Genomic DNA, 24,952 nt, shown 5'->3' with positions numbered 1-24,952 from the left:
GTGATGGAAGCGAGCAATCCCCAAACGACCATGGCGAGCGCCGATCTGGGCGCGCTGCAACGCCCATCGTATTTCCGCCGCCTAGGCTGGTTTGACTGGCTGTTTGCTGCAATGCTGGCGGCCGGCGCTGGTTATGCCTTTTCCCGCTATGGCGCTTACATGGATGGCTACGAGCGCGGCATTCTCGTCGCCGCCGTGCCCGCCTTCGCATGGCTGGGCTGGACGTGGAAGCCGGTGCGCGTGCTGATGATTGGCATCGCCGTGTTGTCGTTGTTCGGTATCTCGCAATACGCCGGCGCCAATGGCCCGGATCTCGCCCGCGCCGAGCACGCCTTCTTCCTCAAGTATTTCCTTGCCAGCCAGTCGGCCATCCTGTGGATGAGTGCGCTGATCTTCCTGTCCACGCTGTTTTTCTGGACGGGTTTTCTGCTGCGCTGGGAAGCGGGTGGGTCGATCGGCAGCAAGCTGTGCTGGGCAGCCGTGGTGCTCGGCCTGACCGGCATGCTGGTGCGGTGGTATGAGTCGTACCTGGTGGGCGCAGACATTGGCCACATCCCCATCTCGAATCTGTACGAGGTGTTCATCCTCTTTACGCTGATCACGTCGCTGTTCTATTTGTACTACGAGCAGCGTTACAAGACGCGCGCGCTGGGGCCGTTCGTGATGCTGGTGGTGTCGGCGGCGGTCGGCTTTCTGCTGTGGTACACGGTGTCGCGCAGCGCGCAGGAGATCCAGCCGCTGGTGCCGGCACTGCAAAGCTGGTGGATGAAGATCCACGTACCGGCCAATTTCATCGGTTACGGCACGTTCGCGCTATCGGCTATGGTGGGCGCGGCTTATCTGCTGAAGGAGCGCGGCGTGCTGGCCGATCGCCTCCCGTCGCTCGAAGTGCTGGACGACGTGATGTACAAGGCCATCACCGTGGGCTTTGCGTTCTTCACCATCGCCACGATTCTCGGTGCGCTGTGGGCGGCTGACGCCTGGGGCGGCTATTGGAGCTGGGACCCGAAGGAAACCTGGGCGCTGATCGTCTGGCTGAACTACGCCGCGTGGCTGCACATGCGCCTGATGAAGGGCTTGCGTGGTCGCATGGCGGCATGGTGGGCGCTGATTGGCCTTTTGGTCACGACGTTCGCCTTCCTGGGCGTGAACATGTTCCTCTCGGGGCTGCACAGCTACGGTGAACTGTAAGTCGTCAGTCACAAAAAACTTTCTGCAGACTGGAATAAAGACGCGCCTAGCGTGTTTACTGCTCAGTGAGGGCGCGATCGGCGCGCCCCTCCATCCAAGGAGAACAAGATGAGCCAGTCTGCAGCTTCCCAGAAGTTGTTCAATCCGCGCGCCGCGTTGGCCGGCGCCGCGCTGCTTGCCGCATTGGGTTTGGCAGGCTGCAGCGGCATGGGCATGGGCATGGGCGCGTCGTCTACGCCGTCGGCCGTCAAGGTGACCAACGGCACGCTTACGGATCAGCACGGCATGGCGCTTTACACGTTTGACCGTGACGCCACGGCCGGCAAGAGCGCCTGCAACGGCAAGTGCGCTGAGAACTGGCCGCCGCTGGCAGCCAATGACGCCGACAAGCCGTCTGGCGACTACACCATCATCACGCGCGACGATGGCAAGAAGCAGTGGGCCTATCGCGGCAAGCCGCTTTACCTCTGGACCAAGGACAAAATGCCGGGCGACCAGACCGGAGACGGCTTCATGAACGCGTGGCACATCGCCAAGCCGTAAGCACGCCGCCTTCGCTCGCGCCCATATGTCCGACCTGGCCAGCCGGCTGATCGCGCTTACGCCACGCCTGCGCCGACACGCGCGCGGCCTGATGCGGGATGCCAGCCGTGCAGACGATCTTGTCCAGGACACGCTGGAACGCGCCTGGCGTTACCGCTGGCGCTTCCAGTTGCGGCCCAGGCTCGGGCCCATCGGGCAGATTGGCGCGCAGGGCGAGGGCGACGGCTTGTTTGCCTGGCTGCTCACCATCATGCATCGGTTGCATCTGAACGCCGTGCGCCGGCCCGATCGGCTCGAGCTGAGCGACTCGCCCCCCGATATCCCCGTCGACGAAGACCCCGGCTTGCGCCGTGATCTGCTGCGTGCGCTGGCGACGCTGCCCGAAGACCAGCGGGCGGTATTGCTGCTCGTCGGCCTGGAGCAGTTCGCCTATAAGGAAGCCGCCGACGTGCTGGGCGTGCCGGTGGGCACGGTGATGTCGCGGCTGTCGCGGGCGCGTGAGCGGATGCGTGTGGCGCTCGACGGTTCGCCCGAGGCGGCGCGGGCATCGGCGGCATCTGGCGACGGGAGCAGCGCAGCGCTGCACCGCGTGAAGTGAGGCTCGCCATGTCCTCCAATTCCATTCATATCGACGAACTCCACGCCTATGCCGACGGCCGCTTGCCCGCGGCGCGACGCGCTGCCGTGGAGGCCTATCTTGCCGCGCACCCGGTCGCAGCGGCCGAGGTCGCGGGCTGGCGCAAGACGGACGCGCAATTGCACCACGCGCTCGATCCGCTGCTCAACGAACCGGTGCCGCAGCGCCGCATTCCGGCGGAGATCCTCGCGGCAGCACGTCGCCCCACGGCCAGCGGCTTTGGCGCGGTGCGTGGCTGGAGTGTCGTGGCGCTGGGTGTTGCGTGCCTGGCCATTGGCTCGGGCGCCGGTTGGCTTGGCCGAGGTGCCGTCGAGCGCACCATGCCCATGCAGCGTTTCGCCAACGATGCGCTCGTATCGCACGTCGTCTTTTCTCCCGAGTCGAAACACATGGTGGAGGTGCCGGCCGATGAAGAGGCGCATCTCGTCACATGGTTGTCGCGGCGCCTGGATGCGCAGTTGCGTGTTCCCGACCTGACGTCGCTCGGCTACCGGCTCATCGGCGGGCGCCAGACGGTGGTGGCTGATGCGCCTACGGCCATGCTGATGTATGAGGGGCCAGGCGGTACGCGTATCTCCGTACAGTTGCGGCGCATGCCGAACAATCGCGATACCGGCTTCCGGCTGGAGACGCTCGCCCCCGACAACCGCGTGCTGCAGGCGATTCATCCTGCTGTGGATCACCCGCCACCGATGGCGTTTTATTGGGCGGACCACGGTCTGGGGTTTGCGGTGGCCGGCCCGCTGGTGCGTGCGCAGTTGCTGGAAGTGGCCCAGGTGGTCTATCGGCAGTACAGCGAATTCACCGGACCAGCGCCCCGCCATGAATAGCGCCATTTTTTTTCCCGCGCTTTGTCAGGTTGGCGGCGCGGGCACGACCAACGCACATGGGACACCGTTCCCGCACGACGAGGACCACGAATCATGTTGATCAAGACAGACCGCTGGCTGCGTGGCGACGACATTCCCGCCGGCGAGATCACACCGCAGCACATCTTCGAGCAGCGCCGCCGCTTTTTGGCCGCTGCCGCCATGGGTGCCGCCGGCACAACGCTGGCGCCGTGGGCGTCGCGCGAGGCCTTCGCCGCCAACCCGCTGCTGACCAAGTTGGCCGGCAAGCCGAATCCGGCGTACACGACCGTGGAGAAAGCCACCCCATACGACCAAGTCACCACGTACAACAACTTCTACGAGTTCGGGACCGACAAGGCCGACCCGGCGCGCTATGCCAGCACGCTGCGCCCGCACCCATGGCAAGTCAGCGTGGAAGGTTTGGTGAAGACGCCCAAAACCTACGATCTGGACGACCTGATGAAGCTCGCGCCGATGGAAGAGCGCGTCTATCGCCTGCGTTGCGTCGAGGGCTGGTCGATGGTGATTCCCTGGGTGGGCTTTCCGCTGGCCGAGTTGATCAAGCGGGTGGAGCCCCAGGGCAGCGCCAAGTACGTCAAGTTCATCTCGCTGGCCGACAAGCGGCAGATGCCCGGGATCAGCAGCCCCGTGCTGGAGTGGCCGTATAGCGAAGGCCTGCGCCTGGACGAGGCGATGCATCCCTTGGCGCTGCTCACCTTCGGGCTCTACGGCCAGGTGCTGCCGAACCAGAACGGTGCGCCCGTGCGCGTGATCGTGCCGTGGAAGTACGGCTTCAAGAGTGCGAAGTCCATCGTCAAGATCCGCTTTGTCGACAAGCAGCCGCCAACGAGCTGGAACCTTGCTGCGGCCAACGAATATGGCTTCTATTCCAACGTGAACCCGACCGTGGATCATCCGCGCTGGAGCCAAGCCACTGAACGCCGCATCGGCGAGGACAAAGGCGGCTTTGGCGGCCTGTTCGCGCCCAAGCGCAAGACGCTGATGTTCAACGGCTACGAGCAGGTCGCGCCGCTCTACGCGGGCATGGACCTGCGCAAGAACTTCTGAGGCCGACATGACACTGCTGCCGCCGATGTTGCCGCCCAAGCAGTTGCGTGTGGTGAAGGCGATCGTGTGGGTCGTTGCGCTTGTGCCCTTTCTGCGCATCGTCTTCCTGGGCGCGACCGATCAGTTCGGGCCGAATCCTCTGGAGTTCGTCACGCGCTCGACCGGTACGTGGACGCTGGTGCTGCTGTGCTGCACGCTGACCATCACGCCGCTGCGCCGGATCACGGGCATGAACTGGCTGATTCGGCTTCGCCGCATGCTTGGGCTGTACACGTTCTTCTACGGCTCGATTCACTTCCTGATTTGGTTGCTGGTTGATCGCGGACTCGACCCTGCGTCGATGCTCAAGGACATCGTCAAGCGGCCTTTCATCACTGTTGGTTTTGCGGCGTTCGTGCTGATGATTCCGCTGGCCGCCACGTCGACCAACGCGATGGTGCGCAGGCTCGGCGGCAAGCGTTGGCAGTGGCTGCACCGGCTTGTCTACGTGACCGGCGTGCTGGGTATCCTTCACTACTGGTGGCACAAGGCAGGTAAGCACGACTTTGCCGAGGTGTCGATCTACGCGGCGGTGATGGCGGTGCTGCTTGGCCTGCGGGTCTGGTGGGCGTGGCGCTCGCCGCGCACTGCGATGGCCGGAGCAGCTATGCCCGCGCGCGATTGATGCTGGTCGCGCCCATGAAAAAAGCCGACGTCTGTGCGTCGGCTTTTTTCTTGCGGTGCAGGCTTACGCCGGAAACAGATGCTCGCCGCGGATCAGGTCTTCAAAGCACTCGCGCTCGCGTGCCAGGTGCATCTTGTCGCCATCGACGATGACTTCGGCCGCGCGATTGCGCGTGTTGTAGTTCGAACTCATCGTGAAGCCGTACGCGCCGGCCGACAGGATCGCGAGCACATCGCCAGGCTGCACTGCCAGCGAACGGTCGCGGCCGAGCCAGTCGCCGGATTCGCATACCGGACCCACCACGTCGTAGACGACGGGCGCGCTCTGGCCTTCGCGCACCGGCACGATGTGGTGATACGCCTCGTACATCGCCGGGCGGGCGAGGTCATTCATCGCCGCATCGACGATGCAGAAATTTTTGCTCGCGCCAGGCTTGAGGTATTCGACGCGCGTGAGCAGCAGGCCCGCGTTGCCGACCAGCGAGCGGCCCGGCTCGAACAGCACGGTGCGATCGCCAAAGCCGCGTTGCTCGACGCGGTCGAGCAGCGTGCGCGCGAAGGCGGTGATGTCCGGCGGCGTCTCGTCGGTGTAAGTGATGCCCAGGCCACCGCCCACATCGATATGGGACAAGCGGATGCCCTCGGCGTCCAGCTGGGTCACCACGTCGAGCACCTTGTCCAGCGCATCCAGATACGGCGACACCTCGGTGATTTGCGAGCCGATATGGCAGTCGATGCCGACCACACGCAGGTTCGGCATCGCAGCGGCCGTGCGGTAGGTCGGCAGGACTTCGTCAAACGCCACGCCGAACTTGTTGCCTTTCAGGCCCGTCGAGATGTACGGGTGCGTCTTGGCGTCGACGTCCGGGTTGATGCGCAGCGACACGGGCGCGACCTTGCCCATCGAGGCGGCCACGTCGTTCAGGCGGTGCAGTTCGGGAATCGACTCCACGTTGAAGCACGCCACGCCGACTTCCAGCGCGAAGCGCATTTCGTCCGCGCTCTTGCCCACGCCCGAGAACACCACTTTCGCAGCCGGCGCACCGGCGGCCAGCACGCGCTTGAGTTCGCCTGCGGACACGATGTCAAAGCCTGCGCCAAGCTGTGCGAACACCTGCAGCACGGCCAGGTTCGAGTTGGCTTTCATGGCGTACTGCACATGCGCGTTGCGGCCTTCGCAGGCGGCGGCGTAGGCGCGATAGTTGGCGGTGAGCGCGGCGCGCGAGTACACGTAGGTGGGCGTGCCGAACTGCGCGGCAATCGCGTCCAGCGCGACGCCTTCGATCATCAGCGCGCCTTCCTGGCGAATCAGGGACTCGGACATGAGTGGAAACATTCTGGGCGTCGCACCAGATAGGGGCGGCGCCGGTTGAGTAGAAAGGGGCTGGATCAGCGGTTCGCGGGTACCGCGCTGGCGGCATCGGCGGCTGCGGGTTTGGCGCCCGGCACCGGCGGCTGCGGCACGGCGTTCGGCCCGGCGATGCCGGGGTCCGTGGTTTGCGGCGCGGTTGGCGCTGGCGGCACCTTGGGCATGTACAGCGGCCCGCGAATCCCGCAGCCGGATAGGCCTGCGACCGTCAGGGTCAGGCCGACAGTGGCTACAATGGCGGCGGTTCGTATCATCGGATGATGGTGCAGAAAGGATGCCCCAGGGGTGTAACCCTTGCGGCGATCGGAGTCATATGGGACGAGGCGCCTGCTGGTCAGGAAGGGCCGCAAATGGCCGCCACGCAACGTCCGCGCAAGATTTTGGAGTGTAGCATGCCCCCCCTGAGCGAATCGGAGTTCCTGGCGCTGGCTGAAGCGGAACTCACCCGCATCGAAAGCATCGTCGAAACGGCCGCCGAGGAGGCCGATGCCGACATCGAGGTCACCCGTACCGGTAACGTGCTCACGCTTGAATTCGACGATGGCTCCAAGATCATCATTAACAGCCAGGCGCCGATGCAGGAACTGTGGGTGGCAGCGCGTGCCGGCGGTTTCCACTTCCGCCGCAGTGACGACGGCCGCTGGGTCGACACGCGCAGCAAGGAAGAGCTGTACGTCGCGCTGTCACGCTATGTCAGCCAGCAAAGCGATGTGGATGTGACATTGGCCGCCGACTGAGCGCAACGTTCTCGTCGGACCAAAAGAAAAGCCGCCCCGAAGGGCGGCTTTTTCGTTGGCGCGAAGTTCAGTTGCCTCGGAACATGTCGAGAATCTTCTGCTTCTCCTGTTCCTGCGTCGGCGCCAGGTTGACGCCAGGCTGCTGCGGTTGGTCGCCGGCCGGTGAGGATGCTCCCGGCATGGCATCGCCCAGGCCCACCGAAGCGACGCCCTGACCGTTGGCGTATTCCTCGTAGGCCCAGTCGCCGGCCATCTGCACGACGCCTTCAGGCGGCTGGCGCTCGGTCTGGGGCTCACCTTTGAGCGCGTAGCTCATATAGTTGATCCAGATCGGCAGGGCCAGGCCGCCACCGGTTTCGCGATCCCCCAGGCTGCGCGGGTTGTCGTAGCCCATCCAGGCCACGCCGACCACCTTGGGTGTATAGCCGCAGAACCAGGCGTCGAACGAGTCGTTGGTGGTGCCGGTCTTGCCGGCCATGTCGTTGCGGCCCAGCTTGACCTTGGCCTGGTAGCCCGTGCCGCCCGACACCACGCTGCGCAGCAGCGAATCCATGATGAAGTCGTTGCGCGGGTCGATCACGCGCACGGCGTCCTTGCCGGCGGTCATCGGATGACTCTGCTGCACGACGGTGCCGCGCGCATCCACCACGCGATCGATGATGTACGGGTTCACGCGGTAGCCGCCGTTGGCGAACACCGAGTAGCCGCTTGCCATCTGGAGCATCGTCACCGAACCTGCGCCCAGCGCCATCGGCAAATAAGCCGGGTGCCGATCGGCGTCGAACCCGAAGCGCGTGATGTACTGCTGCGCGTACTGCGTACCAATCGCGCGCAGGATGCGCACCGACACCAGGTTCTTCGACTTCTGCAGCGCGCGGCGCATCGTCATCGGGCCGTCATAGCCGCCGCCGTAGTTCTTCGGCTCCCACACCTGGCCGCCGGTGTCGCCGGTCGGGATGGAGAGCGGCGCGTCGTTGATGACCGTAGACGGCGAGAAACCCTTGTCCACCGCCGCCGAATAGATGAACGGCTTGAAGCTCGAACCCGGCTGGCGCCACGCCTGCGTGACGTGGTTGAACTTGCTGCGGTTGAAATCGAAGCCGCCGACCATCGAGTAGATCGCGCCCGTCTGCGGGTCCAGCGAGATGAAGCCCGATGCCACTTCCGGCAACTGCGTGATCGACCACTTCTGCGTTTTCGTATCCTGAATCACGCGGATCACCGCGCCCGGGCGCAGCTTGATCTTCGGCTGTGCATTGTTCGACAGGGCAGCCTGTGCAAAGCGCAGGCCATCGCCCGCCAGGTCGATCGTCTCACCGGTCAGCATCGTCGCGCGCACCAGCTTGGGCGTCACGCTCACCACCACGGCCGATTGCAGATCGTCGCTGTTCGGATGTTCAAGCAAGGCGTCGTCGATGGCCTGTTCGCGATCTTCTGCGTCGGAGGGGAGATCGATGAACGCTTCGGGGCCGCGATAGCCGTGACGGCGCTCGTAGTCGAGAATGCCGCGGCGCACGGATTGATACGCGACGTCTTGGTCGGCCTTGCGCAGCGTGGTGTAGACATTCAGGCCGCGCGTGTAGGTTTCTTCGCGGTACTGCGCGTACATGAGCTGACGCACCATTTCGGCCACGTATTCGGCGTGCACGTCGAACTCATGACCCTCGCCGCGCACCGGCAATTGCTCGTGGATCGCCTGATCGTATTGTTCCGGCGTGATGTAGTGCAGGTCGCGCATGCGCTGCAGGATGTACTCCTGGCGCACCTTGGCGCGCTTCGGGTTCACCACCGGGTTGTACGCTGACGGCGCCTTGGGCAGGCCGGCCAGCATGGCCGCTTCGGCCAGGGTGATGTCCTTGATGTTCTTGCCGAAGTAGATCTGCTCGGCGCTGGCAAAGCCGTACGCACGCTGACCCAGGTAGATCTGGTTCATGTACAGCTCAAGGATCTGATCCTTTGTCAGGCTCGCCTCGATCTTGTACGAGAGCAGCATCTCGTAGATCTTGCGCGTGTACGTCTTTTCGCTCGACAGGAAGAAGTTGCGCGCCACCTGCATCGTGATGGTCGACGCGCCTTGCGACAGGCCGCCGTGCAGGTTCGCCAGGCCCGCGCGCAGCACGCCGATGAAGTCGACGCCGCCGTGCTCGTAGAAACGGTCATCCTCGATGGCCAGTACCGCGCGCTTCATCACGTCGGGCATCTGCGTGATCGGCACGAAGCTGCGGCGCTCTTCACCAAATTCGCCGATGAGGACGTTGTCGGCGGTGTACACGCGCAGCGGGATCTTCGGGCGGTAATCGGTGATGGCGTCGAGCGACGGGAGGTTGGGCGCGGCGACGAGCAGGGCATAGCCCAGCAGCAGCGCTCCGACGACCCCCATAGCAACGAACAGGCCGAGCATCCAGAGAAGCAGTCGCGCCCACAGCGGGCGGCGGGCTTTAGGCGGCTTGGGCGAGGCTGGGGTGGTTTGGGCAGTAGCCATTACAGGTGGGCACCGGGGGTGTCAGTCAGCGTGGCGGCGATTATATCGTCGAGGCTTCCAGGGGCCTGCGGCATCGGACGTAACAGCACGTAACCAGTGTCACGTCAGCGCACGAGACTGCACTTGTGCGCCGCGTCATGCTCGCGGCGCGAGCAAATTGTGCGTCCGCCGTGCCTTGATTCAAGGCGGCTAAGAATCCGCCGTTAGAAGTAGACGGAGCGGAAATCAAGTCAGACGAAAGGGGTATCCCCCGACCGTGGGGTTTTGACAACGCTTTGCGAATGGCTTGGCGCGAAATGCATCGCGGTCCGCCTGAGCGTTTGCCTGTTCTAAAGGATTTTGTGAGAATCCAGCAGCAAATCTAAGCAGGCTATGGCGCACGTTGGATTTGCGACGGGCGCCAGGGTTCAAAAAACTATAAACGGTGGGGTGTCTCTGTGCGACGGGGTTTGTTGTCCGGCCTGCTGCGCCGCAATATCGTCGGGATAGATATCGGGTCTTCCAGCGTCAAGGTGGTGGAGTTATCCGCCAACGGCAAGCAGGGGGATTTCCGTCTCGAAAAATGCGCCAGCGAGCTGATTGAACGCAGTGCCGTCGCCGACGGCAATCTGGTGAATATCGATGCGGTGGGCAATGCGCTCAAGCGTGCCATCGCCAAGGCCGGCATTCGCGGTAAGGAAGCCGTGCTTGCCATTCCTGCAAGCCTGACGGAATCGCAAACCGTTAGCCTGCCCGACAACCTGACCGAAGACGAGCTCTTCGTGCAGGTCGAGAGCGAAGCCAATCGGCTGTTTCCGCCCTCGCAGAACGTCAATTTCGACTATGTCGTGATCGGCCCGTCCGAAACCGAAGGCGGGGTTGGCGTGCGCGTCACGGCAACGGTTTCCGAGCGCGTGACCGAGCGCGTGACTGCCGCCGAGATGGCCGGTCTGAAAGCGATCGTCATGGATGTGGAAGAGAACGCCATCCAGCGCGCCATGACGCACATGCTGGCCGTCAAGCCGGACGCCACCGAAACCGAGACGCGCGACATGCCCGTCGTGGCGATGTTCCACCTGGGCGGTGCACGCTCGCACGCACTGTTCTATCAAGGCTGGAAGGAGTTGTACGACCAGCCGATGTCCGGCTCGGGCGACCAGCTCACGCAAAGCATCTCGCGTCTGTTTTCCCTGGATCTACTCAAGGCCGAGGTGAAGAAGCGGAAGAACACGCTGCCCGACGAATACCGCAGCCAGCTGCTCAAGCCCTCGCTCGAGACGCTGGCCATGGAAGTCGGTCAGGCGATCCAGAATTTCCTGTCGACCTCGAGCGTCGGTCGCGTGGACGAGATCGTGCTCTCGGGCGGTCACGCATCGCTGCTGGGTGTGCAGACTGCAATCCAGCAACAGACGCAGATCAATACGACGCTGGCCAATCCGTTCGCGAACATGGGCGCGGCCAAGAACGTCAATGCGCGCTATTTGCAGCGCGATCTGCCGGCCTACATCGTCAGCGCGGGTCTTGCCCTGCGCGGGCTGCAATAAGGAGTCGACGATGGCCAATGAAAGCGCGAATGCCGTAAATGCGCTCCCGAACGTCAATCTGCTGCCGTATCACGCAGAGCGGCGTGCCGGTAAGCGCAAGAAAGTCTTCATGAGCCTGGGCGGCGCTGCCGTTGCGGGCGCTGTGGTGGTGTTCCTGGGTGGCATGGTGATCGATCACCAGACCGAAGAGGCGCAACGCATCAACGACATCCTCACGCAAAAAAACGCGGAGATGGACAAGCAGATCGCTGAGGTCAACACCCTCAAGAAGGACATCGACGACCTCCTGCAACGTCAGCAAGCGGTGGAAAGCCTGCAGAACCAGCGCAACCGCCCGGTGCAGTTGCTCGAAGAACTGGTGCGCCAGGTGCCGGACGGCATCTATCTCACCTCGCTCAAGCAGGATGGCGAGCGTTACACCGTATCGGGTGTGGCGCAGTCCAACGAACGCGTGTCGGACCTGCTGCGTAACCTTGGTGCGGTGCCCTGGCTGGATCACGCCGAGCTGGGTGAATCGGTGGCCACCACCATGACGAACAACCTGAAGGAACAGCGCCGCCTGTTCAACTTCACGATCCGCTTCCAATGGAAGGCCGAGCCGGTAGCGCCGGCCAAGCCGGGCGCGGCCACGGCGGGGAAATAACCATGGCGCTCTCGACCGAAATTTCGCTGGAAGACCTGGTCAGCCAGTTCCGTGGCCTGAACCTGAATGAGCCGGAAACGTGGCCGATCGCGCCGCGCATCCTGTTCATGATTCTCTCCGCCGTGCTGGTGATCGGATTGGGTTGGCAGTTCTACTGGAGCGGCAAGTTTGACGAGCGGGACGCCAAGCGTACCGAACAGAACAACCTCAAGTCGGCATACCAAAGCAAGCTCGCACAGGTGGTGAACCTCGAAGCGCTGCGCAAGCAGAAGGCCGAGGTGGAGCAGCGTGTCGCCAAGCTTGAGCTGCAACTGCCCAACAAGACCGAAATGGACGCGCTGCTGGCCGACGTTAACCATGCCGGTATCGCGCGTGGCCTGACCTTCGACCTGTTCCGCCCCGCTGCCGCCGTGATCAAGCCTTATTACGCTGAGATTCCGGTCGCCGTGAAGGTGAATGGCCGCTATCACGATATGGCGCTGTTTGCTGCCGACGTGGCGGCGCTGTCACGCATCGTTACGCTGCAGAACATCTCGCTGACGGGTACCAAGGATGGCGGCATGGTGATGGAAACGCGCGCTGAGGCCTACCGGGCACTCGACGCGGATGAGCAAGCGGCTCAGCGCAAAGCGAATGCCGCTGCCAAGGGAGGCGCCAAATGAGGGGCCGCACCATGAGCCGTCGCCGCATGTCGCACGTTCTGCGTCTGTCGCCCCTGTGCCTGGCCGTCGTGCTGACGGCCTGCGGCGCGAGCGAAGACGATGAATTGCAGCAATGGATGCAGCAAGCGCGCCAGAGCGTCAGTACGACCGTGCAGCCGCTGCCTGAGCCCAAGCCTTACGCGCCGCGCGAATACACGACCACCAAGCAGACTGATCCGTTCAGCGTGCAGAAGGTGGCAGAGCTTTCGCGCGCGCAGAACGAATCGCCGGAACCGAATCGCCGTCGCGAGCCGCTGGAAGACTATCCGCTGGAAGCCTTCAAGCTGGTCGGGACGATGAAGCGCAATGGCGAGACGGAAGCCGTCCTGTCTGTCGGGGACAAGACGCAGCATGTGCACGTGGGGCAGTACATCGGACAAAACTATGGTCGCATCGTCCGCATCGGAGACCAGGAACTCACCCTGCGTGAGCTGGTGCGCGAAGGCACGACCGAATGGAAAGAAAAAATGACGACCCTGAAAGTTCAGGAGAGCGCGCAATGACGATGCGTCTTGTGAAGGGCGGCCTGTCGCAGGCAACCCGAGTGGCCCGGGGGGGCGCGGTGGCATGGCTTTCGCTGTGCATGTTCATGTTGGCTGGTCAGGCCGTCGCTCAGCAGGCAGCCCCTGCGGCGGCAGTCTCCGGCAACACGATCGAAAAGGTGGAGCAGGCCACGGCCGGTGAATCCACCGTGGTGACGGTCACGCTCAAGAGCGCGCCGACGCAGAAGCCGGTGGAGTTCAGCACGCAGCAGCCTGCGCGCATCGCCATCGACTTCTTCGGGGCGACCTTCGCGCAAGGCCGCGCCAATTACCAATATGGCGGCAAGCTGCTGCGTTCGGCGAACGTCGTGCAGATCGGCGACCGTACCCGCGTCGTGCTCGATCTGTCGCGCCAGACGCAGTACAAGTCGGAAGTGCGCGGTAACCAGTACGTGCTGACGCTGCAAGCTGCGCCGGTGGCGGCGGCAGTCGCAGCGCCGACCTTCTCGGCCCCGACACCCGTCGCAGGCGCCGAGCGCCCGGCGGTGCGCAACGTTGACTTCCGCCGCGGCGAGGATCTTGCCGGCCGCGTGGTGGTCGACCTGTCGACTGCCAACTCGGCGATCAACATCGCCCAGCAAGGCCAGAACCTCGTGGTGGACTTCGTCGGTGCGACGCTGCCGCAGTCGCTGCGTCGTCGCTACGACGTGAGCGATTTCGGCACGCCCGTGCAGGCCATGCGTGCCACCGATAACGGCACTGGCGCACGTCTGATCATCGAGCCGCGTGGCAACTGGCAGTACAGCTCGTACCAGACCGACACGCAGTTCGTGGTGGAAGTGCGCCCGACGAAGGAAGACCCGAACAAGCTGATTTCCGGCCCGGGCTACCGTGGTGAGCGGCTGTCGCTGAACTTCCAGAACATCGATGTGCGTTCGTTGCTGCAAGTCTTCGCCGACTTCACGAACCTCAACATCGTGACCAGCGACAGCGTGACGGGTACCCTTTCGCTGCGTCTGAAGGATGTGCCGTGGGATCAGGCACTGCAGATCGTGCTCGATTCGAAGGGCCTGGCGTCGCGTCGCAACGGCAACGTGCTGTGGGTGGCCCCGCGTGGTGAACTGGCCACGAAGGAAAAGGCCGAGCTGGAGTCGCAACAGCAAGTGACCGAGCTGGAGCCGCTACGCAGCCAAGTGTTCCGACTGAACTATCAGAACGCAGGGGATGTGCGCAACATGCTGCTGGGTGCTGGTGCCGCAGGTGGTGCGGGCGGTGCAGCCGGTGGCGCCGCGACTTCGCGGATTCTGTCCAAGCGTGGCTCGCTCACGGCGGATACGCGTACGAATCAACTGTTCGTCTCCGACATCCCGAGCAAGCTCGAAGAGGTGCAGGCGTTCCTCCAGAAGATCGACATCCCGGTTCGTCAGGTGATGATCGAGGCGCGCATTGTTGAGGCGGACGACACGTTCAGTCGCAACCTGGGTGCCAAGCTGGGCTTTGCCTCCAAGACGAATGGCGCCGGTTACGGCAACACCTACACCAACGTGGTGTCGCCGGTTACGCAAGGCGCCACGTGGGACAACAGCCCGGCGATCAGCTTCCCCGCCAACGGCATCAACGGCGTGAATGCAGCCAGCGTGGCCGTGAGTTTGTTCAATGCCGGTGCCGGCCGTTTCCTGGCGCTGGAGCTGTCTGCGCTGGAAGCTGATGGTCGCGGCAAGATCGTCTCGAGCCCGCGCGTGGTCACTGCCGACAACATCAAGGCGCTGATCGAGCAAGGTACTGAAATTCCGTACCAACAGGCGACCTCTTCCGGTGCGACTTCGGTGCAGTTCAAGAAGGCCAACCTGAAGCTGGAAGTGACGCCCAAGATCACACCGGATGGCAACATCTTCTTGGATGTGGACGTCAACAAGGACAGCGTGGGTATCCAGACCACCAACGGCTTTGCCATCGACACCAAACACGTACAGACGCAGGTGCTGGTCGAGAACGGCGGCACGGTCGTGATCGGCGGTATCTACACGCAGAACGAGCGGACCGACATCAACAAGGTGCCGTTGCTGGGCGATATTCCGGTGCTGGGCAACTTGTTCAAGAGCACGAGCAAGATCAACAACCGCACCGAGCTGCTGGTTTTCCTGACGCCGCGTGTGCTGTCCGATCAACTGTCGCTGAAGTAATCGGCGGCGGTATCGCGATCTGAAAGCCCGGCCTCCTGAGTGGAGCGCCGGGCTTTTTTGTGTCCTGCTGCCGGGTTTGTGCTGGATGGTGACCAAATGCCACTACAATCAAGCTCAAATTCCTGATTTCACGCGATTTTGTCTGTTTCCAACGTATTTTTCGTCGGCTTGATGGGCGCGGGCAAGACCACGGTCGGCCGGGCGGTGGCGCGTCGGCTCGATCTGCCGTTCTTCGACTCCGATCATGAGATCGAAGCGCGCTGCGGCGTGCGTGTGCCGATCATTTTCGAGCACGAGGGCGAAGTGGGTTTCCGCGATCGCGAAACCCACATGATCGACGAACTCACCTCGCGCGATGGCGTCGTCCTCGCCACGGGCGGCGGTGCGGTGCTGCGTGCCGAGAATCGCGCGCTCCTGCGCGAGCGCGGGACCGTGATCTACCTGCGCGCCAATCCGCATGACCTGTACCTGCGCACGCGGCACGACAAGAACCGGCCACTGCTGCAGACCGAAAACCCGCGTGCCAAGCTTGAAGAACTGCATGCGATCCGGGATCCGCTATACCGTGAGGTGGCGCACTTTGTCATCGAAACGGGCAAGCCCACCGTCGCCCAGCTTGTTAATATGGTGCTGATGCAACTCGAGGTGGCCGGCATTGTGGCGCCGCCTGCGGGCGCCTCCACCTCCTCGCAAGTCTCCCCTCAGTCATGATTACCGTTGATGTTGACCTCGGCGATCGCGCCTATCCGATCCATATCGGCTCGGGGTTGCTGTCCAAGGCCGAGTTGTTCGCCCCCCACATTCGCGGCGCGCGTGCCGTGATCGTCACCAACGAGACCGTCGCGCCGCTGTATGCGGCCAAGGTCGAAGAAGCCATTCGCGCGCTTGGCAAGGCCGTCGACACGGTTGTGCTGCCCGATGGCGAGTCGTTCAAGAAGTGGGACACGCTCAACCGGATATTTGATGCGCTGTTGACGGCCGGTGCAGACCGCAAGACCACGCTGATCGCGCTGGGCGGCGGCGTGATCGGCGACATGACCGGCTTTGCCGCGGCCTGCTACATGCGCGGTGTGCCGTTCATTCAGGTACCGACGACGCTGCTGTCGCAGGTCGATTCCTCGGTGGGCGGCAAAACGGGTATCAACCACCCGCTGGGCAAGAACATGATCGGCGCGTTCCACCAGCCGCAGGTGGTGCTGGCCGACATCGATACGCTACGCACGTTGCCTGCGCGCGAGCTGGCTGCCGGCATGGCCGAGGTCATCAAGCACGGTGCAATCGCCGATGCCGATTACTTCGCCTGGATCGAACAGAACATCAAGGGCCTCAACGATTGCGATGCCGACCTGATGTCCGAAGCCGTGCGGGGCTCGGTGCGCATCAAGGCGGCCGTCGTGGCGCAGGACGAGCGCGAAACCGGCCTGCGTGCCACGCTCAATTTCGGCCATACCTTCGGCCACGCCATCGAGGCTGGCCTGGGCTACGGCGAATGGCTGCACGGCGAAGCCGTCGGCTGCGGCATGGTGATGGCGGCGGACCTGTCGCATCGCCTGGGCTTTATCGATATCGACACGCGCAACCGCATCACTGCACTCACGCGTGCGGCTGATCTGCCGACGGTGGCACCGGACCTGGGCGTCGATCGCTTCATCGAGCTGATGCGCGTCGACAAGAAGGCCGAAGCCGGCGAGATCAAATTCGTGTTGCTGCGCAAGCTGGGCCAGGCGTTCGTGACTACGGTGCCCGATGCCGACTTGCGCGCCACCTTGCAGCACGCCGTGCTGCGACCACCGACCGAAGCGCCCGTCGCCTGAGGCAAGACGAGATGGCCCGATGAACGACCGATTTGATTTGCCGTCCGCGCCGTTCGACCTCGAAGGCCATCTCTCCCCTTACGCCGCACATTCAGCGCAGACGCGCGGCCGCGTGCACGCCGAGCCGCCCTCCACCTCGCGCACCGAGTTCCAGCGTGACCGCGATCGCATCATCCACAGCACCGCGTTTCGGCGCCTCGAATACAAGACGCAAGTCTTTGTGAACCACGAGGGCGACCTGTTCCGGACGCGGCTCACGCACAGCCTGGAGGTCGCGCAGATTGGTCGTTCGATTGCGCGCAGTCTGCGCCTGAACGAAGACCTGGTCGAAGCGGTTTCGCTGGCACACGATCTGGGTCACACGCCATTCGGCCACGCTGGGCAGGACGCGCTCAACGACTGCATGAAGCCGTATGGCGGCTTCGAACACAACCTGCAGAGCTTGTTGGTGGTCGATCGGCTGGAAGAGCGCTACGGCGGTTTCGATGGCCTGAACCTCACGTTCGAGACGCGCGAGGGCATTCTCAAACATTGCTCGCGCAATAACGCGGCCACGCTTGGTGACCTGGGGCGGCGCTTTCTCGAAGGTCAGCAGCCCTCGCTGGAAGCCCAGCTTGCCAATCTCGCTGATGAGGTCGCGTACAACAACCACGATATCGACGATGGCCTGCGCTCCGGCCTGATTACGCTGGAGCAACTCGAAGGCGTGCCGCTGTGGGCTATCCACCGGCGTGAAGCCGAGGCCGCGTTCCCGGATGTCAGCGGCCGGCGCCTGATCAACGAAACCATTCGCCGCATCATCAACGCGCTGATCGTCGATCTGATCGGTACCACGCGTGCCGGCATTGCTGACGTTGCGCCGCAATGTATCGATGATGTGCGTGCCGCGCCGGCGCTCGTTGCCTTCTCCGAGCCGATGCGTGAAGAGGCGCGCGCGCTCAAGCGCTTCCTGTTTGACAACCTGTATCGGCATTACCTCGTGATGCGCATGGCCGCGAAGGCGCGCCGCATCATCGACGATCTGTTCCGCGTCTTCATGGAAGACCCGCGCCTGCTGCCGCCGCAGTACCAGGCGAAAGCCAACCCCGAAGAGCAGCCGCGCTGGATTGCGCATTACATCGCTGGCATGACGGATCGTTACGCCATCAAGGAGCATCGCCGCATCTTTGCCGTGGATGCGGTTTGAGTAACGGCAGTAACGGTCGAGCCGCTATCCGATCGCCTGGCTCCCAAGCGATCTGAAACCAGATCAAAATCAAACGCCCAAAAAAAATGCCCGGCCGCCCCAACGCATGCCGGGCCGAACGCGCCAACCACCGCCGACGAGCGCCCCCGCCGTCGACGGCCCCTGCGGCACGTCGGTAAAAGTCGATCAGGACAGTGTCAGTTCGCTGATCGCCCTCCCTTAAAAGCGATAACCCAGGCCGACGCCCAGCAGCCATGGGTCAACCTTGACCTTGCTGATGGTCTGGCCGGCCATCTTCACGTCGGCGCTGATCCAGGTCTTCTTCAGGTCGACGTTGAAGTAGAGGCGTTCGGTCAGGCGATAGTCGAAGCCGACCTGCAGCGCGGGGCCGAAGCTGTTCTTGCTCAGGTCCAGAGAACCAACGCCGGGCACCTGCAGATTTACATTCGAGATGCGCGTGTAGTTGATGCCAGCGCCCACGTACGGCTTGAAGCGCGACTCGGGCGTGAAGTGGTACTGCATCGTCAGGATGGGCGGCAAGTGGCGGAAACTGCCGATCTTGGTCGGGCCGCCCAGCGCGCTTTGCATGACCGTGACGTCCTGTTGTTGCGGGTAGGTCAGGATCAGTTCGGCCGCGAGGTGTGGCGTAAAGAAGTACGAGATGTCCAGCTCGGGCAGGACCTTGTTGTTGATCTGAATGGCGTCAGCCGGAATGGCCAGTGCGGGCACCGCGTCGGATTTGTTGGCGGCTGTCAGATTGACGGCGCGCAGACGCACCATCCAGTTGCCGGTGGCCGGCGCCAAATCCGTGCTCTGCGCAAAGGCGGTCTGGCTGAATCCGGCGGCAAGCATTCCGGCGGCTACAGCAACAGCGGCTAGGCGGTGAAAAGCCATGAATCGCTCCCTCTCGTGTCGTCTCGTGATGTGATGGGAGCCAGTCTCGCGGGGAAGTCGCTTGGCCGGTTTGCTCGGGATCAAGTTCTCCCTGTCGTCGATAGCGCGTAGGGCCACCGATTTGACGGCACGCAAACTCTGCCGTCGCCCCTCGACGACAACCGGCATGCAAGCGTTTGCCCACTGAAAAGTGGGGACAGATTCGTCGGCTTCGGGCTACGATGGCGCTTTTCGCCGCATGTCTTTTCCATGGCCCGCCTGCCTCGCCTCAGTCCCACCGATGTCCCTGTGCACGTGTTGCAGCGCGGCAACAACCGCCAGATCGTTTTTCGCGGCGACGACGACTACGCGTTCTATCTCGATACGTTGCGCATGGCCGCACGCGAGCACGACTTCGCTGTCCATGGTTTCTCGCTGATGCCGAATCACGTGCATCTGGTGGGAACGCCCAAGGTGGCGGACAGCCTTTCGCGCACGCTGCAGGCGGTCGGACGGCGCTATACGCGGTACTTCAACGCCGCCGCTGATCGCAGCGGAACGCTATGGGAAGGGCGTTTCCGCTCGACCGTACTGGACCCGGCCGAATGGGTGCTGCCGATACTGTTGTATGTGGAATCCAACGCGGTGCGCGCAGGCCTGGTCAGCACGCCGGAAGACGACCGATGGAGCACGTATCGGCATCATGTGGGCATTCAATCCATTCCGTGGGTGAGTGACCACTATTGCTACTGGCGTCTTGGCAACACGCCTTTCGAGCGCCAATCGCGCTATCGAACGTTGTGGCATGAAGGTCTGGGTTCAGACCAGCTTGCGAAGATTCGCCAGCATGTGCACAGCGGCTGGCCACTCGGAAACGAGGCGTTTCTCGCGACACTGGCGCGCGCCGGTGGTCGCCGCGTTGCGCCCCTGCCGAAGGGGCGACCGCCTCGCCAACCCGCAGAAGTGGGCGCGGAGGACAGCGCGCGCACTGAATAGTAGGGTGGCGGGGCCGTCACGCACAGCCTCATCACTGCGCTCGAATTTAATCTGTCCCCATTAATAAACCCGCACTGTTGTCGTGCATTTATTAATTTACTCCGACCCCATTTAAAAACTTTTGCCTGTTACAGGCTGCTCTTTTATATTCGTTCCACCCCGCATTCATGGTGCGGCGCGCCATTGCTTGTCTGCCACCGCATCCGCACGATCGCGAGGGCCTTCTACGACGGCGCGAAGTACCCACAACCTCGGAAGATCGCCGTGGAACAACATTCCTTCCCCGCCGCACCGTCGGCCCAGGGTCTGTACGACCCGACCAATGAACATGACGCTTGCGGCGTCGGCTTCGTCGCTCACATCAAGGGCAAGAAGAGCCACGAGATCGTCCAGCAGGGTTTGCGCATCCTGCATAACCTCGACCACCGAGGCGCGGTCGGTGCTGATCCGCTGATGGGCGACGGCGCGGGCATCCTGCTGCAGATTCCCGACCAGTTCTTCCGTGAAGAAATGGCGAAGCAGGGCATCAACCTGCCGCCGGCCGGCGAATACGGCGTCGGTATGATCTTCCTGCCGAAGGAGCACGCGTCGCGCTTGGCCTGCGAACAGGAACTCGAGCGCACCGTGCGTCTGGAAGGCCAGGTCGTGCTGGGTTGGCGCGATGTTCCGGTCGACAAGACCATGCCGATGTCGCCGACGGTCCAGAAGACCGAGCCGGTGATCCGCCAGATTTTCATCGGGCGCGGGCGCGACATCATGACCACCGACGCGCTGGAGCGGAAGCTGTACGTGATCCGCAAGACTGCCAGCCACGCCATCCAGGCACTCAAGCTCAAGCACGGTAAGGAATACTTCGTGCCGTCGATGTCGGCGCGCACGATCGTCTACAAGGGCCTGCTGCTGTGCGAACAGGTGGGCCGCTATTACCAGGACTTGGCAGACCCGCGTACGGTGTCGGCGCTGGCGCTGGTGCACCAGCGTTTCTCGACCAACACGTTCCCGGCCTGGGAGCTGGCGCACCCGTACCGCATGGTTGCGCACAACGGCGAAATCAACACCGTCAAGGGCAACGTCAACTGGATCAACGCGCGTACGGGCGGCATCTCGTCGCCGGTGCTGGGCGATGATCTGCCGAAGCTGTGGCCGCTGATCTATCCGGGCCAGTCGGATACCGCATCGTTCGACAACTGCCTCGAACTGCTGACGATGGCCGGCTACCCGTTGGCCCAGGCGATGATGATGATGATTCCGGAAGCGTGGGAACAGCACACGCTGATGGACGACAACCGTCGCGCCTTCTACGAATACCACGCCGCGATGATGGAGCCGTGGGACGGCCCCGCCGCCATCTGCTTTACCGACGGCCGCCAGATCGGCGCAACGCTCGACCGTAACGGCTTGCGTCCGGCGCGCTATTACGTGACCGACGACGACATGGTTGTGATGGCCTCGGAGGCCGGCGTGCTGCCGATTCCCGAGTCGCGCATCGTCAAGAAGTGGCGTCTGCAGCCGGGCAAGATGTTCCTGATCGACATGGAGCAGGGCCGCATCATCGACGACAAGGAACTCAAGGACAACCTGGCCAACGCCAAGCCCTACAAGAGCTGGATCGATGCCGTGCGCATCAAGCTCGATGAGCTGGACGCGAAGCCCGAAGACGTGGCCGCCGAGACCAAGCCGGCCGCCAAGCTGCTGGACCGCCAGCAGGCCTTCGCCTACACGCAGGAAGACGTCAAGTTCCTGATGACCCCGATGGCCGCCAACGGCGAAGAGGCTGCAGGCTCCATGGGTAACGACAGCCCGCTGGCCGTGCTGTCGTCCAAGAACAAGACGCTTTACAACTATTTCAAGCAACTGTTCGCGCAGGTCACGAACCCGCCGATCGACCCGATCCGCGAAAACGTGGTGATGTCGCTTGTCTCGTTCATCGGGCCGAAGCCGAACCTGCTTGAGCTGAACAACATCAACCCGCCGATGCGTCTTGAAGTGAGCCAGCCCGTGCTGGACTTCAAGGACATGGCGAAGATCCGCAACATCGAGCACTACACCGGCGGCAAGTTCATGGCTTACGAGCTGGACATCTGCTACCCGGTGGCGTGGGGCAAGGAAGGCATCGAAGCGCGTCTGGCCTCGCTGTGCGCCGAGGCGGTTGACGCGGTCAAGTCGGGCTACAACATCCTGATCGTGTCGGACCGCGCGGTCGACGAGAAGCAGGCTGCCATTCCGGCGCTGCTGGCCACGTCCGCCATCCACCATCACCTGGTGGAGAAGGGCTTGCGCACGAGCACCGGTCTGGTCGTCGAAACGGGTTCGGCCCGCGAAGTGCACCACTTCGCGCTGCTGGCCGGCTACGGCGCAGAAGCCGTGCATCCGTATCTGGCGATGGAGACGCTGGCCGAATTGGCGCCGGGTCTGGGCCTGACCGCCGAGAAAGCCATCTACAACTTCACCAAGGCGATCGGCAAGGGCCTGCACAAGGTGATGTCCAAGATGGGCATCTCGACGTACATGTCGTACACGGGCGCGCAAATCTTCGAAGCAATCGGCCTGTCGCGTGAACTGGTCGACAAGTACTTCCACGGCACCGCATCGAACGTGGGCGGCATCGGCATCTTCGAGGTGGCCGAAGAAGCGCTGCGCTTGCACCGTGACGCCTTTGGCGATGCACCGGTGCTGGCGAACATGCTGGACGCTGGTGGCGAATACGCCTATCGCGTCCGCGGCGAAGAGCACATGTGGACCCCGGATTCGATCGCCAAGCTGCAGCACGCGACGCGCGCGAATTCGTACCAGACGTACAAGGAATACGCGAACCTGATCAACGATCAGAGCAAGCGCCACATGACGCTGCGCGGTCTGTTCGAGTTCAAGGTGGACCCGGCACGCGCGATCCCGCTGGAAGAAGTGGAATCCGCCAAGGATATCGTCAAGCGCTTTGCTACCGGCGCCATGTCGCTGGGTTCGATTTCGACCGAAGCGCACACCACGCTGGCCGTGGCGATGAACCGCATCGGCGGTAAGTCGAACACGGGTGAAGGCGGCGAAGACGAGCGCCGTTACCGCAATGAACTGCGCGGCATTCCCATCAAGCAGGGCACGAAGCTGTCGGACGTGATCGGCCGCGAAGTGGTCGAGCGCGATCTGGAACTGCAGGAAGGCGATTCGCTGCGCTCGAAGATCAAGCAGGTGGCGTCGGGCCGTTTTGGCGTGACGGCGGAGTACCTGGCTTCGGCTGATCAGATCCAGATCAAGATGGCGCAGGGCGCCAAGCCTGGCGAAGGCGGCCAACTGCCCGGCCACAAGGTGACGGACTACATCGGCAAGCTGCGTTATGCGGTGCCGGGCGTGGGCCTGATCTCGCCGCCGCCGCACCATGACATTTACTCGATTGAGGATCTGGCGCAGCTTATCCACGACCTGAAGAACGTGAATCCGCGTTCGGACGTGTCGGTCAAGCTGGTGTCGGAAGTGGGCGTGGGCACGGTGGCTGCAGGTGTCGCCAAGGCCAAGGCCGATCACGTGGTGATCGCGGGCCATGACGGCGGTACCGGTGCTTCGCCGTGGTCGTCGATCAAGCACGCCGGCACGCCGTGGGAACTGGGCCTGGCCGAGACGCAGCAGACGCTGATGCTCAATGGCCTGCGCAACCGCATCCGCGTGCAGGCCGACGGCCAGATGAAGACCGGCCGCGACGTGGTAATCGGCGCGCTGCTGGGCGCGGACGAGTTCGGCTTCGCTACAGCACCGCTGGTGGTCGAGGGCTGCATCATGATGCGCAAGTGCCACCTGAACACCTGCCCGGTGGGCGTGGCGACGCAGGATCCGGTGCTGCGCAAGAAGTTCTCGGGCAAGCCCGAGCATGTGGTGAATTACTTCTTCTTCGTGGCCGAAGAAGTGCGCGAAATCATGGCGCAGTTGGGCATCCGCACGTTCAACGAACTGATCGGCCGCGCGGACCTGCTCGACACGAAGTCCGGCATCGAACACTGGAAGGCCCGCGGTCTGGACTTCGCGCGCATCTTCTATCAGCCGGCCAAGAAGGAAGGCGAGCCGTGCTACCAAGTCGACGTGCAAGACCACGGCCTGGACCGCGCGCTGGATCACCAGCTCATCGAGAAGGCCAAGGCTGCGCTGGAAAAGGGCGAGCGCGTGTCGTTCATCCAGCCGGTGCGCAACGTCAACCGTACCGTGGGCGCGATGCTGTCGGGCGAAGTGGCCAAGCGCTACGGCCATGAAGGTCTGCCTGATGACTCGATCCACGTGCAGATGCAGGGCACGGCCGGCCAGTCGTTCGGCGCGTTCCTGGCACACGGCGTGACGCTGGACCTGGTGGGCGACGGTAACGACTACGTGGGCAAGGGCCTGTCGGGCGGCCGCGTGATCGTGCGTCCGCCGCACGAGTTCCGCGGTGAGCCGACCAACAACATCATCGTCGGCAACACCGTGCTGTACGGCGCGCTGGCCGGTGAGGCGTACTTCAACGGCGTGGCCGGCGAGCGCTTCGCGGTGCGCAACTCCGGCGCCACCACGGTGGTGGAAGGCACGGGCGACCACGGCTGCGAATACATGACCGGTGGCACCGTCGTCGTGCTGGGCATCACCGGCCGCAACTTCGCGGCAGGCATGTCGGGTGGCGTCGCCTACGTCTATGACGAAGACGGCCTGTTCGACAAGCGCTGCAACACGGCGCAGGTCGCACTGGAATCCGTGCTGTCGGCAGCTGACCAGGAGAAGGCACATACCTCGGCGACCTGGCACAAGGTGAACGGCGAGCGCGTGCTAGACGAGCACCTGCTCAAGGCGCTGGTGGAAAAGCACTTCCGCTACACCGGTTCCGAGCGTGCCAAGGAACTGCTGGCCGACTGGAACAACGCCCGTCGCCGCTTCGTCAAGGTCTTCCCGACCGAGTACAAGCGCGCCCTGGCCGAGATATACGAGCGCGAACAGGAAGCCGGCCGCGAACAGATCGCAGCCTGATTCCCCTCGACTCGGCGAATGGTTGATCCGCGC

21 protein-coding genes are annotated in these 24,952 nt (G+C 63.4%); 17 read left to right on the top strand and 4 right to left on the bottom strand.

Going from position 1 to position 24,952, the window contains the following annotated elements; all coding sequences use genetic code 11:
- Positions 1 to 3: 3 nt before the first annotated feature.
- The 6 genes from ccsB to msrQ all read left to right on the top strand — a co-directional run bounded on the left by ccsB (position 4) and on the right by msrQ (position 4,954).
- On the top strand, positions 4 to 1,191 hold the full coding sequence (gene ccsB / locus BG83_RS0117170) for a c-type cytochrome biogenesis protein CcsB (RefSeq protein WP_024977871.1): 1,188 nt from the start codon (positions 4 to 6) through the stop codon (positions 1,189 to 1,191).
- 108 nt (positions 1,192 to 1,299) lie between these two features.
- Positions 1,300 to 1,734, top strand: coding sequence for an ATP-binding protein (locus BG83_RS0117165; protein ID WP_024977870.1), 435 nt, complete (start codon positions 1,300 to 1,302; stop codon positions 1,732 to 1,734).
- Between the two features lie 25 nt (positions 1,735 to 1,759).
- Positions 1,760 to 2,332 (top strand): RNA polymerase sigma factor, encoded by a 573-nt coding sequence (locus tag BG83_RS0117160; protein WP_024977869.1) that lies wholly within the window; start codon positions 1,760 to 1,762, stop codon positions 2,330 to 2,332.
- Between the two features lie 8 nt (positions 2,333 to 2,340).
- A complete protein-coding gene (locus tag BG83_RS0117155; protein ID WP_024977868.1) occupies positions 2,341 to 3,201 on the top strand; it encodes an anti-sigma factor family protein in 861 nt (286 codons plus the stop codon).
- Between the two features lie 93 nt (positions 3,202 to 3,294).
- Positions 3,295 to 4,290, top strand: a complete 996-nt coding sequence (gene msrP, locus BG83_RS0117150) for a protein-methionine-sulfoxide reductase catalytic subunit MsrP (RefSeq protein ID WP_024977867.1) — start codon at positions 3,295 to 3,297, stop codon at positions 4,288 to 4,290.
- Positions 4,291 to 4,297: 7 nt separating this feature from the next.
- Positions 4,298 to 4,954, top strand: coding sequence for a protein-methionine-sulfoxide reductase heme-binding subunit MsrQ (gene msrQ / locus BG83_RS0117145; RefSeq protein ID WP_037032058.1), 657 nt, complete (start codon positions 4,298 to 4,300; stop codon positions 4,952 to 4,954).
- Positions 4,955 to 5,017: 63 nt separating this feature from the next.
- Here the strand turns inward: msrQ and lysA are convergent, their stop codons facing one another.
- On the bottom strand, positions 5,018 to 6,277 hold the full coding sequence (lysA, locus tag BG83_RS0117140; protein WP_024977865.1) for a diaminopimelate decarboxylase: 1,260 nt from the start codon (positions 6,275 to 6,277) through the stop codon (positions 5,018 to 5,020).
- 65 nt (positions 6,278 to 6,342) lie between these two features.
- Positions 6,343 to 6,576, bottom strand: coding sequence for an LPS translocon maturation chaperone LptM (gene lptM / locus BG83_RS0117135; protein WP_004634541.1), 234 nt, complete (start codon positions 6,574 to 6,576; stop codon positions 6,343 to 6,345).
- A 138-nt stretch (positions 6,577 to 6,714) separates the two neighbouring features.
- Between lptM and cyaY the strand changes: the two genes are divergently transcribed.
- Positions 6,715 to 7,059 (top strand): iron donor protein CyaY, encoded by a 345-nt coding sequence (gene cyaY / locus BG83_RS0117130; RefSeq protein ID WP_024977864.1) that lies wholly within the window; start codon positions 6,715 to 6,717, stop codon positions 7,057 to 7,059.
- Between the two features lie 67 nt (positions 7,060 to 7,126).
- Here cyaY and BG83_RS0117125 read toward each other — a convergent pair whose 3' ends face one another.
- The gene (locus BG83_RS0117125) at positions 7,127 to 9,541 is read right to left on the bottom strand and encodes a penicillin-binding protein 1A (RefSeq protein ID WP_024977863.1); all 2,415 of its coding nucleotides are present in this window, start codon (positions 9,539 to 9,541) and stop codon (positions 7,127 to 7,129) included.
- A gap of 452 nt (positions 9,542 to 9,993) precedes the next feature.
- On the opposite strand from BG83_RS0117125, the gene pilM reads away from it, so the two are divergent.
- The 8 genes from pilM (at position 9,994) to BG83_RS0117085 (ending at position 18,073) form a co-directional block, all read left to right on the top strand.
- The gene (pilM, locus tag BG83_RS0117120; protein WP_024977862.1) at positions 9,994 to 11,064 is read left to right on the top strand and encodes a type IV pilus biogenesis protein PilM; all 1,071 of its coding nucleotides are present in this window, start codon (positions 9,994 to 9,996) and stop codon (positions 11,062 to 11,064) included.
- Positions 11,065 to 11,074: 10 nt separating this feature from the next.
- Positions 11,075 to 11,707 carry a PilN domain-containing protein gene (locus tag BG83_RS0117115; protein WP_024977861.1) on the top strand — a complete coding sequence of 211 codons (633 nt, stop codon included), beginning with the start codon at positions 11,075 to 11,077 and terminating at the stop codon, positions 11,705 to 11,707.
- A 2-nt stretch (positions 11,708 to 11,709) separates the two neighbouring features.
- A complete protein-coding gene (locus BG83_RS0117110) occupies positions 11,710 to 12,369 on the top strand; it encodes a type 4a pilus biogenesis protein PilO (protein WP_024977860.1) in 660 nt (219 codons plus the stop codon).
- Entirely contained in the window at positions 12,366 to 12,911 is a 546-nt protein-coding gene (locus BG83_RS0117105) for a pilus assembly protein PilP (RefSeq protein WP_024977859.1), read from the top strand. The genes BG83_RS0117110 and BG83_RS0117105 overlap by 4 nt, the downstream gene beginning before the upstream one ends.
- 2 nt (positions 12,912 to 12,913) lie before the next feature.
- On the top strand, positions 12,914 to 15,073 hold the full coding sequence (gene pilQ, locus BG83_RS0117100; RefSeq protein ID WP_316684594.1) for a temperature dependent type IV pilus secretin PilQ: 2,160 nt from the start codon (positions 12,914 to 12,916) through the stop codon (positions 15,071 to 15,073).
- A 138-nt stretch (positions 15,074 to 15,211) separates the two neighbouring features.
- A complete protein-coding gene (locus BG83_RS0117095; protein WP_200869053.1) occupies positions 15,212 to 15,784 on the top strand; it encodes a shikimate kinase in 573 nt (190 codons plus the stop codon).
- Complete coding sequence (aroB, locus tag BG83_RS0117090; protein WP_024977856.1) at positions 15,781 to 16,887, top strand: 3-dehydroquinate synthase; 1,107 nt, start codon at positions 15,781 to 15,783, stop codon at positions 16,885 to 16,887. Before BG83_RS0117095 ends, aroB begins: the two co-directional genes overlap by 4 nt.
- Positions 16,888 to 16,906: 19 nt before the next feature.
- A complete protein-coding gene (locus tag BG83_RS0117085; protein WP_024977855.1) occupies positions 16,907 to 18,073 on the top strand; it encodes a deoxyguanosinetriphosphate triphosphohydrolase in 1,167 nt (388 codons plus the stop codon).
- A gap of 219 nt (positions 18,074 to 18,292) precedes the next feature.
- On the opposite strand, the gene BG83_RS0117080 is transcribed toward BG83_RS0117085, so the two are convergent.
- Positions 18,293 to 18,967: an OmpW/AlkL family protein gene (locus BG83_RS0117080; protein WP_024977854.1), complete on the bottom strand. Its 675-nt coding sequence runs from the start codon at positions 18,965 to 18,967 to the stop codon at positions 18,293 to 18,295.
- A 249-nt stretch (positions 18,968 to 19,216) separates the two neighbouring features.
- Here BG83_RS0117080 and BG83_RS0117075 point away from each other — a divergent pair, with 249 nt between their 5' ends.
- Complete coding sequence (locus BG83_RS0117075) at positions 19,217 to 19,942, top strand: transposase (RefSeq protein ID WP_024977853.1); 726 nt, start codon at positions 19,217 to 19,219, stop codon at positions 19,940 to 19,942.
- Positions 19,943 to 20,206: 264 nt separating this feature from the next.
- Positions 20,207 to 24,919 carry a glutamate synthase-related protein gene (locus tag BG83_RS0117070; RefSeq protein ID WP_024977852.1) on the top strand — a complete coding sequence of 1,571 codons (4,713 nt, stop codon included), beginning with the start codon at positions 20,207 to 20,209 and terminating at the stop codon, positions 24,917 to 24,919.
- Positions 24,920 to 24,952 lie beyond the last annotated feature (33 nt).

The sequence above is a fragment of the Ralstonia pickettii genome (assembly GCF_000607165.1).
GTDB lineage: Bacteria > Pseudomonadota > Gammaproteobacteria > Burkholderiales > Burkholderiaceae > Ralstonia > Ralstonia holmesii.
This window is presented reverse-complemented; position numbering and strand designations above follow the sequence as displayed.

Excerpts from the sequence above, each read along its gene's own strand:
- BG83_RS0117125 (WP_024977863.1), bottom strand. The coding sequence starts at position 9,541 with ATGGCTACTGCCCAAACCACCCCAGCCTCGCCCAAGCCGCCTAAAGCC.
- cyaY (WP_024977864.1), top strand. The coding sequence starts at position 6,715 with ATGCCCCCCCTGAGCGAATCGGAGTTCCTGGCGCTGGCTGAAGCGGAA.
- BG83_RS0117115 (WP_024977861.1), top strand. The coding sequence starts at position 11,075 with ATGGCCAATGAAAGCGCGAATGCCGTAAATGCGCTCCCGAACGTCAAT.
- BG83_RS0117160 (WP_024977869.1), top strand. The coding sequence starts at position 1,760 with ATGTCCGACCTGGCCAGCCGGCTGATCGCGCTTACGCCACGCCTGCGC.
- BG83_RS0117105 (WP_024977859.1), top strand. The coding sequence starts at position 12,366 with ATGAGGGGCCGCACCATGAGCCGTCGCCGCATGTCGCACGTTCTGCGT.
- lysA (WP_024977865.1), bottom strand. The coding sequence starts at position 6,277 with ATGTCCGAGTCCCTGATTCGCCAGGAAGGCGCGCTGATGATCGAAGGC.
- BG83_RS0117075 (WP_024977853.1), top strand. The coding sequence starts at position 19,217 with ATGGCCCGCCTGCCTCGCCTCAGTCCCACCGATGTCCCTGTGCACGTG.
- BG83_RS0117165 (WP_024977870.1), top strand. The coding sequence starts at position 1,300 with ATGAGCCAGTCTGCAGCTTCCCAGAAGTTGTTCAATCCGCGCGCCGCG.
- BG83_RS0117080 (WP_024977854.1), bottom strand. The coding sequence starts at position 18,967 with ATGGCTTTTCACCGCCTAGCCGCTGTTGCTGTAGCCGCCGGAATGCTT.
- msrP (WP_024977867.1), top strand. The coding sequence starts at position 3,295 with ATGTTGATCAAGACAGACCGCTGGCTGCGTGGCGACGACATTCCCGCC.
- ccsB (WP_024977871.1), top strand. The coding sequence starts at position 4 with ATGGAAGCGAGCAATCCCCAAACGACCATGGCGAGCGCCGATCTGGGC.
- pilQ (WP_316684594.1), top strand. The coding sequence starts at position 12,914 with ATGCGTCTTGTGAAGGGCGGCCTGTCGCAGGCAACCCGAGTGGCCCGG.
- msrQ (WP_037032058.1), top strand. The coding sequence starts at position 4,298 with ATGACACTGCTGCCGCCGATGTTGCCGCCCAAGCAGTTGCGTGTGGTG.
- aroB (WP_024977856.1), top strand. The coding sequence starts at position 15,781 with ATGATTACCGTTGATGTTGACCTCGGCGATCGCGCCTATCCGATCCAT.
- BG83_RS0117085 (WP_024977855.1), top strand. The coding sequence starts at position 16,907 with ATGAACGACCGATTTGATTTGCCGTCCGCGCCGTTCGACCTCGAAGGC.
- BG83_RS0117155 (WP_024977868.1), top strand. The coding sequence starts at position 2,341 with ATGTCCTCCAATTCCATTCATATCGACGAACTCCACGCCTATGCCGAC.
- BG83_RS0117110 (WP_024977860.1), top strand. The coding sequence starts at position 11,710 with ATGGCGCTCTCGACCGAAATTTCGCTGGAAGACCTGGTCAGCCAGTTC.
- lptM (WP_004634541.1), bottom strand. The coding sequence starts at position 6,576 with ATGATACGAACCGCCGCCATTGTAGCCACTGTCGGCCTGACCCTGACG.